Raw genomic sequence first — 11,826 nt, 5'->3', positions numbered from 1 at the left:
CATACTTGCCGCGCCTTACGCTCCACCTGCCCTTTTCCGCAGGCAGCGGGCTATCACCGGCTATTGCCGTGTTTCATGCCGCTTTTTACGACCACGTGGGCTAACCGTCACGGCTGACGCGCGCGATGACTCGCGCACCACGCCCGTCCCCGCCGGATAGATAAACAACAAAGGCAGATAGGCACGCACACGCAGGCCACCACGTTCACTGACACCAACATCCAGCGAGCCGTTATGCGCATCGATAATGCGTTGCACGATCGCCAGCCCTAACCCGGTGCCGCTGGTGCTACGGGCGCTATCACCGCGTACAAACGGTTGAAACAAGTGCTTGAGCTGCGATGGGTCAATACCTGGGCCGTCATCTTCCACCTGAAACCAGGCGCGTTGTAACTCGCGGCCACTGCTGACACGAATCCAGCCATTGCCGTAGCGGGTGGCATTCACCACCAGATTAAGCGCCGCGCGTTTAATTGACAGCGGGCTGGCTTTTATCTGTAGCTCGCCGTTAGCGAATTCGCTGTCAATCTCCCGCTCGTAGCCGCTCTCAGCCGCCACCACTTCACCCAGAATACTGTTGAGATCGGCCACCTCCATCTGCATTTCCTGCCCGGTGCGCAGGTAATCGATGAACTGTTCAATGATGGCGTTGCACTCTTCAATGTCTTTATTGATCGATTCCGCCAGATATTCGTCTTCCTGCCCCATCATCTCGGTGGCCAGACGAATGCGCGTCAGCGGGGTGCGCAAATCGTGGCTGACCCCGGCCATCAGCAAGGTGCGATCATCAGCCAGCAGCTTTACCCCGGCCGCCATCTGGTTAAACGCTCGCGTCACCGAACGCACCTCCGAGGCACCATATTCACGCAGCGGTTGGGGAATAATGCCCTTACCAACCTGAATGGCCGCATGTTCCAGTTCGACCAATGGCCGGTTTTGCACCCGAATAAACAGCCAGGCACCGCCAATCACCAGCAGCATGATCGCCAGCGTATAGCGAAACAGCGGCGAAAAATCGCCCTGATGAATTTCTGTTAACAGCACCCGCACCCAGATATCCGGCGATAACCATGTTTTCAGCCACACAACCGGGGTATTTTTGCTGACTTCAACCCGCACTTCGGTCGGCCCGCCCAATTGCTGGGCCATTTGCTGGCTGAGGAACTTATAGTGCTGCGCCCAGCGCAAGCCGCTCTCTTCAGCGGCCGCATTGGTATACAACGAGATGCCAAGCTCACGGTAGATTTCCCGGCGAAATGCCGGTGGCACATCCAGGGTTGAGCCATCTTCAAGCTGCAATTTGTCCGTCATCAGCATTCTGACCTCATAGGCCAGCACCTTGTTGAACTGTTGCAGGCTGGGCAGAATCGCGAAATTAAGCACCACCAGATAGGTGGTGACAAGACTGACAAACAGCAGCGTGACGATCAGCAACAGCGTACGGGCGAAGGCGCTGCGCGGGGAGAAGCGCCATCGAATCATGCTTTACTGCCTTCCGGTACAAAGACGTAACCCAACCCCCAGACCGTCTGAATATAACGCGGATGCGCCGGGTCTTCTTCCACCATGCGGCGCAGGCGGGAAATCTGCACGTCGATAGAACGCTCCATAGCGCTGTACTCACGGCCACGTGCCAGATTCATCAACTTATCGCGCGATAACGGCTCACGCGGGTGGCTGACCAACGCCTTAAGCACGGCAAACTCTCCGCTGGTCAACGGCATCGGCTCGTCATCACGGAACATTTCCCGTGTACCCAGGTTCAGTTTGAATTTACCAAACGCGATAATCGCCTCTTCCTGCGAGGGCGCGCCCGGCAGTTCATTGGCCTGACGGCGCAGCACCGCACGAATACGCGCCAGCAGTTCGCGCGGGTTAAACGGTTTAGGGATATAGTCGTCAGCGCCAATCTCCAGCCCGACAATCCTATCCACCTCTTCACCTTTCGCCGTCACCATGATGATGGGCATCGGGTTGCTCTGGCTACGCAGACGTCGGCAAATCGACAACCCATCTTCACCCGGCAGCATTAAATCCAGCACCATCAGATGAAAAGATTCGCGAGTCAGCAGGCGATCCATCTGTTCGGCGTTGGCAACGCTACGCACCTGGAAGCCCTGTTCAGTCAGGTAACGCTCCAGTAACGCACGCAGGCGCATATCGTCATCCACCACCAGAATTTTATAATTCTCTTGCATCGTATTCTCCAAAAGACGTGATAGCCGCCGATACTGATATTGTTAAGAAACCCGCAACAGACTGACAGCCGTTTCTGGTATATATTCTAGGCGAAATTGTTACAAAGAATATAAAAACGCGTTGTAATCAAGCCGTTCGCGTTATATCACCCCACTAAAGCCCATCACTTCAGTAGTTTGAAGTACGGCGGGTATAGGCTATGTTATCTCACACTCAACGATTATGACGATTCTACTCTCTTCACATTTCAGTCAACGCGTATGAAAACCGATTTGATAACCCGCGAGGGCTACGAGGCTCTGCATCAGGAACTGAACTACCTGTGGAAAGAACGCCGCCCGGAAATTACTGAAAAAGTCGCCTGGGCCGCCAGCCTTGGCGATCGCAGTGAGAATGCCGACTATCTCTACAATAAGCGCCTGTTACGCGAAATTGACCGCCGCGTGCGCTATCTGCGTAAGCGCCTGCAAGTGGTCAGGGTGGTTGATTACTCGCCGCAGCAAGATGGCAAAGTCTTCTTCGGTGCCTGGGTCGAGGTGGAAAATGAGGACGGAGACATTAAACGTTTTCGCATTGTCGGCCCGGATGAAATTTATGGCCGCAAAGATTACATCTCGATTGATGCGCCAATGGCGCGGGCGCTGCTGAAAAAAGCGGTGGACGAAGAAGCGGTGGTGCCGACCCCCGCAGGCCCCAGAACCTGGTACATCAACCACATCGATTATCAGCAACCTGCGGGCTGGTGATGCTGAACTGACACAAAACGGCAGCACAGGCTGCCGTTTACATTTTTTTACCTTAGCAATTCACCTGCGCGTCACATCACTGAGATTTCAGTGTCATCAAACTATACTATTGCGCCACGCATAATTTGGTCAGCATAAGAATAGGTATGTATCAACAACACGCCCGCTCGTTTCTGAAGACCGGCTGTGGTTACAGGTGATGCTCTTAGCGTTATTTCTGTCGGCCACCCGTCTGGTGATGTTTCAGGTTTTTACCGACAAGCAGCAATTATCCGGTTATGAACACGACGTCAGCCTGCTGTGGCTGACCGGGTTGCGTTACGATTTACGCGCGGTGTCGATTATTCTGGCTCCGCTGCTGGTTATCGGGCTGCTGATTGCCGTGCATCGCAGCGGCTGGCGCTGGCTACAGCGGATTACCCCCTGGTATCTGGCGGGGGCGGCGTTGCTGATTAGCGGCATCGCTGTCGGCAACTATTTTTATTATCAGACCTACCACACCTACATCGATATCTTCGCTTTCGGGCTGATAGATGAAGACTCTACCGCCGTGTTAGCTAACATCTGGCAGGATTATCCGGTGGTGCCGTCACTGTTGCTGATACTGCTTTTTTCGCTCGCGCTGGCCGCGCTTGGCAAACGCACGATAGCACCGCCGCCCCAGCGCCGTTTCTGGCATAGCGCGGTCTTTGTCGTTTACCTGCTTGTCAGTCTGCTGCTGTTTTTCGCCATGATTCGCGGCAGCATGAGCACCTTTCCGCTGCGCCGCAACGATGCGCAAATCTCCTCTGTCGTGATTCTCAATAAACTGGTTCCCAACGGCTTAATGGCGTCAGCCTGGGCGATTGGCGACCGGGGAGAAGACGTGCGCCTTGAGCAGGTAGCGCGCAGCAGCGGCGAACGGCTGCGCCAGCAAAGCGGCCTGCCTGCGCTGGAAGGCCGTACGCCAGCCAACCCCTGGCTTGCCGCGCACCGCCCGAATGTGGTGATGGCGCTGATGGAAAGCATGGGCAGCAATATGCTGGTTTATGACCACTTGCCGGAAACTGACCTGCTGGGCGCGCTGCGCCCGCATTTTGCGTCTGATTTCGTGTTCCGGCGTTTTGTCTCGGAAGGTAACGGCACCGCGCCTTCGTTTGCCGCCATGTTTTTCCTAAGCCCGGTGCAGAACCTGAGCCACTCATCGGCACAGCATACGGTGCTGAATGACACGCCCTACGCCGTTTACAAAAAGGCCGGTTACAAGGTAATTTTCATCACCTCAGGCAGCCGCATGTGGCGCAATCTGGGCAACTACCTGCCACGACTCGGCGTGGATGAAGTCTATGACCAAAGCTCGCTGATGGAGCGTTACCCCGAGTCCCGCGCCATGCTCACCGACTGGGGCATACCGGATGAATTTGCCTTCCGTCTGGCGCAAACGCTGCTCTCGCAGTCGAGCCAGCCGGTTTTCATCAGCATTCTGACGGTGACGAACCACCCGCCTTATCAGGTGCCCGCCAGCTATCAGCCCGCCCCGGCGTATGCCGCCGCCGACATGATGGCCCATGCCGAAGTGCCCCAGGCAGAGCAAGAGTCGATTGCGAAAACTTACCAGTACGCCACCAATGCGCTGGGCAACTTTATTACAGCGGTGAAAGCCTCTCCTCTGGGCGATAACACCCTGATTGCCGCCACCGGCGACCACCAAATGCGGCGCTTAAAAGCCAAATACCCGCAAGAGCAGTTCCTCGATCGCGCCGTGCCGTTTTACCTGTATGTGCCGAAAACCATTCTGGCCAATACCGTCTGGCATTTTGACGCCGAGCGCCCCGGCTCGCACAAAGATGTCTACCCGACGCTCTATGCCTATAGCCTGTCGGATACGCCCTACTACACGATAGGCGGGCGCAATATTCTGGCGGAACAGGACGATGCAACGCGTGCGTTTGGCTATAACGAAGAGCTGTGGATTGATGCGAAGGGTGTGGTGCCGATGGGCGGCGGCGGTTATTACCGCTGGCATGCTGAGAAACCGATGTTAACCCAACCGGACGCACAAACGCTCGACCCGGCGCTGCGCCAGAAAATCGAGTCCTACCCGGCGCTGCTGCGCTGGCAAATCAATGCCCGCGAAAAAGGCGTTATCGACAAATAATCGGCAATGCGCGCACAACATCATGCGCGCATTAACACCATTATGTTGAGGCTGGCATCGCTACTGACATAAAGGTGTCACTTCCCTGCCGTACCGTGGCCTTCGGTGATTCTGGAGGCCCTTTTATGTTTAGCCTGGACAACATACTACACGATCTCGCCCCGCATCGACCCACACCCCGCTGGCAGCGCTCGCTACTGCGCAGCCTGCTGTTTGAACATGAATTTCAGCAATTCGCCCAGCGCTACCCGCACCTGAAAGGGTTAGACCTGGTCGAGCAGATCCTCGATTACTTCAACCTAAACTGTGAACGGGTGGAAGGCGCGCTAGAGAACATCCCCTCGCAAGGGCCGGTGGTGTTGGTCGCCAATCATCCTATCGGCTCGCTGGACGGGCTGGCGCTACTGCGTACCGTTGCCAGCGTGCGCCCGGATGTGCGTATTGTCGCCAGCCAGTTATTGAGCTACATCGAGCCGCTCAAAAACCTGTTCTTTGCGGTAGACAACTTCAATAACCGCACCAAACGCCAGCAACTGTGCGCCATTCAAAACCATCTGGCCAGTGAGGGCGCGGTGATTGTCTTCCCGGCTGGCGAAGTGTCACGCCTTAGCCTGCAAGGTATTCGCGATGGCCATTGGCACAGCGGCTTTCTGCGTCTGGCCGCCAAAGCGCGTGCGCCGATTGTGCCTATCCACATCAGCGGGCGGAACAGCAATTTATTTTATCTGTCCTCCCTGCTGTATCGGCCACTCTCAACGCTGTTGCTGGTGCGCGAAATGTTCCGTCAGCAAGGCAATCGGCTGCGCTTTCGCATCGGCGCACAAATCCCCTACGCCAGCTGGAGCCAGGGCGAATGGCATGCCAATGACCTGGCCGCCCGTTTTCGTCGCCACGTCTACCGTCTCGGCCAGGGCAAACCGGGCTGTTTTGCCGGGGAAAAGCCTATCGCGCTGCCGGAAGAGCGCACGGCGCTCAAGCATGCGCTGGAAGCCTGCGAACTGTTGGGCACCACGCCGGATGGCAAAAAAATCTATCTTTATCAGCGCGGCAGCGAAGACTATGTGCCGATTCTGCGTGAACTGGGCCGCCTGCGTGAAATCGCCTTTCGCGCCGTCGGCGAAGGTTCCGGTAAGCGCCGCGATCTGGACAGCTTTGATGATAACTACCTGCACCTGATTTTGTGGGACGAGCGCGAGCTCGATATCGTGGGAGCCTATCGCTTCGCACCGACGGCGCAATTGCTGCAACACAAGGGCGTCGATGGCCTCTACAGCCACAGCCTGTTCCAGTACGGCGAGGAGATGTCGCCGATTCTGGCACATGGCATCGAGCTCGGGCGCAGTTTTATCCAGCCGCGCTATTGGGGCAAACGCGGGCTGGATTATCTGTGGCTCGGCATTGGCGCGTATCTGGCGCGTTACCCGCAATATCGCTACCTGTTTGGCCCGGTGTCACTGTCAGGCAGCATGCCGTCGTCGGCGCGCGATTTACTGATAGCGTTCTACCGGCTGCATTTCGCCCCCAGTCAGTCACTGGCGCGTTCGCGTCGTCCTTACCCCGCCTCACTGCCGGAGGTGTTGCGACAATTCGAAGGCGAGGACTATCAACAGGATTTGACCCGGCTGAAAAGCATGCTCAGTAACATGGGCTGCTCCATCCCGACGCTGTATAAACAGTATTCGGAACTGTGCGAGCCAGGCGGCGTGCAGTTCATCGATTTCGGCGTTGACCCTGATTTCAACCACTGCGTTGACGGGTTAGTGCTGGTGGATTTGCAGCAGCTCAAACCGGCGCGTTATCAGCGCTATATCGCCCCTTTTGCCGTGGATGACGCGCCCGCCACCCCACAGCAATAACCTATCGGCATTGTCGCCCCGGCGCGGCAATGCCGTAAAAACCCGCCGTTGTCTGACTGGCATTTTTCGCCATCAATCCGTATAACTGTCGCCAATCTTTATCCTTTCAACGTTCCTAACCTCGCGAATAACACTATGACGAATGCATTAAGTCAGATTATCGCCAGCGAATTGCAGGCTCGCACCGAACAGGTCAGCGCGGCTATTCAACTGCTTGACGAAGGTAACACCGTGCCGTTTATCGCCCGTTACCGTAAAGAAGTGACCGGCGGGCTCGATGATACCCAACTGCGCCAGCTGGAAAGCCGTCTGGGCTACCTGCGCGAGCTGGAAGACCGCCGCCAGACCATCCTCAAATCGATTGATGAGCAGGGCAAACTCACCGATGCGCTGGCCAGCGCCATTAGCAGCACGCTGAGTAAAACCGAACTGGAAGACCTCTACCTGCCCTACAAACCGAAACGCCGCACCCGTGGGCAAATCGCCATTGAAGCCGGGCTCGAACCGCTGGCAGACAGCCTGTGGAACGACCCGTCGCAAACGCCGGAACTGGCGGCAGCGGCGTATGTGAACGCCGAAAATGGCATCGCCGATAGCAAAGCCGCGCTGGACGGCGCGCGCTATATTCTGATGGAGCGTTTTGCCGAAGAGGCCGCACTGCTGGCGAAGGTGCGTGATTATCTGTGGAAAAATGCCCATCTGGTGTCTCGCGTGGTCGAAGGCAAGGAAGACGAGGGCGCGAAATTCCGCGACTACTTTGACCACCATGAACCGCTGGCTCAGGTGCCGTCTCACCGCGCGCTGGCGATGTTTCGTGGCCGTAATGAAGGCATTCTCCAGCTCTCGCTCAATGCCGACCCGCAATACGATGAGCCGCCCAAAGAGAGCCACGGCGAGCAGATAATCATCAGCCATCTTGGGCTGCGTCTGAATAACGCCCCGGCGGATAGCTGGCGGCGTGCGGTGGTGAACTGGACGTGGCGCATCAAGGTGCTGTTGCATCTGGAAACCGAGCTGATGGGCAGCGTGCGCGAAAAAGCCGAAGAAGAAGCCATCAACGTATTCGCCCGCAACCTGCGTGACCTGCTGATGGCCGCGCCCGCCGGGATGCGCGCCACCATGGGGCTTGACCCCGGCCTGCGTACCGGGGTGAAAGTCGCGGTGGTGGATGCCACCGGCAAACTGGTGGCGACCGATACCGTCTACCCGCATACCGGTCAGGCCGCCAAAGCCGCCAGCGTGGTCGCGGCATTATGCATCAAGCATCAGGTAGAACTGGTGGCTATCGGCAACGGTACTGCCTCGCGCGAAACCGAGCGCTTTTTCCTTGATACCCAAAAACAGTTCCCTGACATCAATGCCCAGAAGGTCATCGTCAGCGAAGCGGGTGCCTCGGTCTATTCCGCTTCAGAGCTGGCGGCACAAGAGTTCCCGAACCTCGACGTTTCGCTGCGCGGGGCGGTGTCTATCGCCCGCCGCCTGCAAGACCCGCTGGCCGAGCTGGTGAAAATTGACCCAAAATCCATCGGCGTCGGCCAATACCAGCACGATGTCAGCCAAACGCTGCTGGCGAAAAAACTCGATGCGGTAGTGGAAGATTGCGTTAACGCCGTTGGCGTTGATTTGAATACCGCTTCGGTCGCACTGCTGACTCGCGTTGCCGGGTTAACGCGCATGATGGCGCAAAACATCGTCAGCTGGCGTGATGACAATGGCCGCTTTAGCAACCGCGCCCAGCTCTTAAAAGTCAGTCGCCTTGGCCCGAAAGCCTTTGAGCAATGCGCCGGATTTTTGCGTATCAACCACGGCGATAACCCGCTGGATGCCTCCACCGTTCACCCGGAGGCCTATCCGGTGGTCGAGCGCATTCTCGCTGTCACCGAACAGAAACTGCACGAGTTGATGGGTAACGCCAGCGCCCTGCGGACGTTGCAACCGGCCAGTTTCACCGATGCGCGTTTCGGGGTGCCCACCGTCACCGACATCCTCAAAGAGCTGGAAAAACCGGGCCGCGATCCGCGACCGGAATTCAAAACCGCCAGCTTTGCCGACGGCGTGGAAACCCTCAATGACTTACTGCCCGGCATGATCCTCGAAGGCGCAGTGACCAACGTCACTAACTTTGGCGCCTTTGTCGATATCGGCGTGCATCAGGACGGGTTAGTGCATATCTCCTCGCTGGCCGACCGTTTTGTCGAAGACCCGCATCAGGTGGTCAAAGCCGGGGATATCGTGAAGGTAAAAGTGCTGGAAGTGGACTTGCCGCGCAAACGCATCGCGCTGACCATGCGGCTGGATGAACAGCCCGGCGAAGGCAACAGCCGTCGCAGCGGCAGTGCGCGCGACACCCCGGCACAACGCTCCGCTCCGGCGGGCAAAGCCAAAGCGCGCCCGGCTAACACCCCCTCGGCAGGCAACAGCGCCATGAGCGACGCGCTGGCGGCGGCGTTTAAAAAACGCTAATGCGATAACCCGTCCCCGCATCGCTACAGGCGCGGGGCCGGGTTTTCGCGTTCACCCGCGCCTGGGCGGGCGCGGTGATTGATTCACGCACCCTTGATTCAAACGCCCTTGATTCACGCACCCTGGCAGCAGAGCCGATTTCCCGGCGTCATACGTTCGCTTGCTGGCAAAAATCCACCACCTGCGCCACGAACGCATCCGGGTGAGAGATGAACGGAGCATGTGACGCTTTCGCAATAACGGCACTGACGGACTGGGGATACTGCTCATCAAGCAGCGCCGCCACCTTGCGCGGCACCAGTCCATCCAATGCGCCATAAAGACGTAACAAGGGGAGCGCAAGCGAGCCCAGCGGCGCGCGCAAATCGGTGTCACGCAAGATCTCAAGCCCGGCCAGCAGCACCTCGGTGGACGGCGAGGGCTGGCCGGATAACGCCGCTTTTAACGCGCGAGCGTCTTTTCTGGCATGTTCCGTACCCAGTGTTTGTAACGCCAGAAAATGCTCGATAGTGCCGTAGAAATCATCGCTCAGTAGACGCTGAAAACTGGACAACACCTGCGGGCGAATACCCGGCCACCCGTCCCGCTCGCCAAAACAGGGCGATGATGCCACTGTGATTAACGCAGTGACCCGATCTGGCGCGACCAGAGCGGCCTGGCTTGCAACCAACCCGCCAAGCGACCAGCCAAGCCACACCGCCCGTTCAGGTGCCTGCGCCAGCACCTGTTGTGCCATCTCCGTCAGCGACATCGCGCCAAAGCCCTGACTCTGACCATAACCCGGCAAGTCCACGCGGTGTACCCGGAAATGCGGGCTCAGTCGCGCGATGATGCTGTTCCATACCTGTGAATTCATGCCCCAGCCATGCAGCATCACAAGTTCGCATCGTCCTTCCCCTTCCGTTTGCCAGTGCAGTGATCTCATCGGTTATCGTGTCCTTTGTCAGCAATAAAATAAACATGATTCAGGCCATGCCGTCAGCAAAGCCTGATGAACTCAGGGAGGAGACGATGTTGACGATCACAGCACAGTGCTGGCTTTGCCAGCAGCCGCTTTATCATAGTCATCATGGCGTGTGCCGTCACTGCCGCCGCCATCTCCCAGCGCCGCCGATAAGTTGCCCGCGCTGCGGATTACCGTCAACCGAAGCCAGCGCCGCGTGCGGGCGCTGCCTGCAACAACCACCGCCCTGGCACGCCTTACTGTTCGTCAGCGATTATCAACCGCCGCTCAGTTCGCTTATCAAGCAACTGAAATATCAGCGCCGTACCGAGCTTGCCAGCATCCTGGCGCGCTTACTGTTATTACGCTGGCGCGAGCGCCGCCGGGAAACGGTGCTGACGCTACCGCAGGCGTACCCACGCCCGGATGCGATTGTCGCCGTCCCCCTGCATCGCTGGCGTCAGTGGCGACGCGGCTTCAATCAAACCGACCTGCTGGCGCGCTATTTAGCGCATGCGCTCGATTGTGCCTATTATCCAGCGGCCTTACGCCGTCTGCGCGCCACTGCCGCACAGCACACACTCAATGCCCGCGCGCGACGGCATAACCTGCACGGTGCCTTCCAGTGCCAGATGGATGTGCGCGGCAAACATATCGTGCTGTTGGATGATGTTGTCACCACCGGCAGCACCGTTGCGCACCTTAGCCGGTTGCTCCTTGCGGCCGGTGCGCATCAGGTTCAGGTATGGTGTCTCTGTCGCACCTTGTCGTAACCGTCAGGATGGGCGTATTATAACCAACTGGCGTAGTCAACTATTGAGTTAACATTATGATTCGTATTACCGATGCGGCTCAGGAACATTTTGCCAAACTGCTGGCAAAGCAAGAAGAAGGTACACAGATTCGCGTTTTCGTTATCAACCCCGGCACCCCAAATGCCGAATGCGGCGTGTCGTATTGCCCGCCGGATGCCGTTGAAGCGAACGATACCGAGCTGAAATTCGAAAAACTGTCTGCTTATGTGGATGAATTGAGCGCGCCTTATCTGGACGAGGCCGAGATTGATTTCGTCACCGATCAATTAGGCTCGCAGCTGACGCTCAAAGCGCCAAACGCCAAAATGCGCAAAGTGGGCGACGATGCCTCGCTGATGGAACGGGTGGAATACACGCTGCAATCGCAGATTAACCCGCAATTGGCCGGGCACGGTGGCCGTGTATCGCTGATGGAAATCACCGAGGAAGGTTACGCCATTTTGCAGTTTGGCGGCGGTTGCAACGGCTGTTCAATGGTGGATTACACGCTCAAAGAGGGCATTGAAAAAGAGTTGCTGCAAAAATTCCCCGAGCTGAAAGGCGTGCGTGATTTAACCGAACACCAGCGCGGCGAGCACTCTTATTATTAATGATGACTCTTCATGCTTACTTACTGCTCATGGTGAGACGTTAATCATGGTGAGACGTTATCATAGTGACAGCTTAA

8 protein-coding genes and 1 pseudogene are annotated in these 11,826 nt (G+C 57.3%); 6 read left to right on the top strand and 3 right to left on the bottom strand.

Annotation, left to right across the window (positions count from 1 at the left end; genetic code table 11):
* Positions 1-60: 60 nt before the first annotated feature.
* A complete protein-coding gene (gene envZ / locus O1Q98_RS13225; protein WP_278141883.1) occupies positions 61-1,482 on the bottom strand; it encodes a two-component system sensor histidine kinase EnvZ in 1,422 nt (473 codons plus the stop codon).
* The gene (ompR, locus tag O1Q98_RS13220) at positions 1,479-2,198 is read right to left on the bottom strand and encodes an osmolarity response regulator transcription factor OmpR (protein WP_125260910.1); all 720 of its coding nucleotides are present in this window, start codon (positions 2,196-2,198) and stop codon (positions 1,479-1,481) included. Before ompR ends, envZ begins: the two co-directional genes overlap by 4 nt.
* A gap of 261 nt (positions 2,199-2,459) precedes the next feature.
* On the opposite strand from ompR, the gene greB reads away from it, so the two are divergent.
* The 4 genes and pseudogenes from greB to O1Q98_RS13200 all read left to right on the top strand — a co-directional run bounded on the left by greB (position 2,460) and on the right by O1Q98_RS13200 (position 9,401).
* Complete coding sequence (gene greB, locus O1Q98_RS13215) at positions 2,460-2,945, top strand: transcription elongation factor GreB (protein WP_035344694.1); 486 nt, start codon at positions 2,460-2,462, stop codon at positions 2,943-2,945.
* Between the two features lie 140 nt (positions 2,946-3,085).
* Positions 3,086-5,082, top strand: a pseudogene (locus tag O1Q98_RS13210) (LTA synthase family protein).
* A 125-nt stretch (positions 5,083-5,207) separates the two neighbouring features.
* The gene (gene olsF / locus O1Q98_RS13205; RefSeq protein WP_125260911.1) at positions 5,208-6,938 is read left to right on the top strand and encodes a bifunctional ornithine lipid synthase OlsF; all 1,731 of its coding nucleotides are present in this window, start codon (positions 5,208-5,210) and stop codon (positions 6,936-6,938) included.
* Between the two features lie 135 nt (positions 6,939-7,073).
* Positions 7,074-9,401: a Tex family protein gene (locus O1Q98_RS13200; RefSeq protein WP_125260912.1), complete on the top strand. Its 2,328-nt coding sequence runs from the start codon at positions 7,074-7,076 to the stop codon at positions 9,399-9,401.
* Positions 9,402-9,549: 148 nt separating this feature from the next.
* Here O1Q98_RS13200 and bioH read toward each other — a convergent pair whose 3' ends face one another.
* Positions 9,550-10,326 carry a pimeloyl-ACP methyl ester esterase BioH gene (bioH, locus tag O1Q98_RS13195; RefSeq protein ID WP_125260913.1) on the bottom strand — a complete coding sequence of 259 codons (777 nt, stop codon included), beginning with the start codon at positions 10,324-10,326 and terminating at the stop codon, positions 9,550-9,552.
* 86 nt (positions 10,327-10,412) lie between these two features.
* On the opposite strand from bioH, the gene gntX reads away from it, so the two are divergent.
* Positions 10,413-11,117 (top strand): DNA utilization protein GntX, encoded by a 705-nt coding sequence (gene gntX / locus O1Q98_RS13190; RefSeq protein WP_125260914.1) that lies wholly within the window; start codon positions 10,413-10,415, stop codon positions 11,115-11,117.
* Positions 11,118-11,173: 56 nt separating this feature from the next.
* Entirely contained in the window at positions 11,174-11,749 is a 576-nt protein-coding gene (gene nfuA, locus O1Q98_RS13185) for a Fe-S biogenesis protein NfuA (protein WP_125260915.1), read from the top strand.
* Positions 11,750-11,826 lie beyond the last annotated feature (77 nt).

Origin of the sequence: Dickeya lacustris (genome assembly GCF_029635795.1) — a bacterium.
GTDB classification, from domain to species: domain Bacteria; phylum Pseudomonadota; class Gammaproteobacteria; order Enterobacterales; family Enterobacteriaceae; genus Dickeya; species Dickeya lacustris.
The sequence above is the reverse complement of the archived record's forward strand: the minus strand, read 5'-3'. Positions and strand labels throughout refer to the sequence as shown.

Coding starts and splice junctions, on each gene's coding strand:
- O1Q98_RS13200 (WP_125260912.1), top strand. CDS start 7,074: ATGACGAATGCATTAAGTCAGATTATCGCCAGCGAATTGCAGGCTCGC.
- envZ (WP_278141883.1), bottom strand. CDS start 1,482: ATGATTCGATGGCGCTTCTCCCCGCGCAGCGCCTTCGCCCGTACGCTG.
- nfuA (WP_125260915.1), top strand. CDS start 11,174: ATGATTCGTATTACCGATGCGGCTCAGGAACATTTTGCCAAACTGCTG.
- ompR (WP_125260910.1), bottom strand. CDS start 2,198: ATGCAAGAGAATTATAAAATTCTGGTGGTGGATGACGATATGCGCCTG.
- olsF (WP_125260911.1), top strand. CDS start 5,208: ATGTTTAGCCTGGACAACATACTACACGATCTCGCCCCGCATCGACCC.
- greB (WP_035344694.1), top strand. CDS start 2,460: ATGAAAACCGATTTGATAACCCGCGAGGGCTACGAGGCTCTGCATCAG.
- bioH (WP_125260913.1), bottom strand. CDS start 10,326: ATGAGATCACTGCACTGGCAAACGGAAGGGGAAGGACGATGCGAACTT.
- gntX (WP_125260914.1), top strand. CDS start 10,413: ATGTTGACGATCACAGCACAGTGCTGGCTTTGCCAGCAGCCGCTTTAT.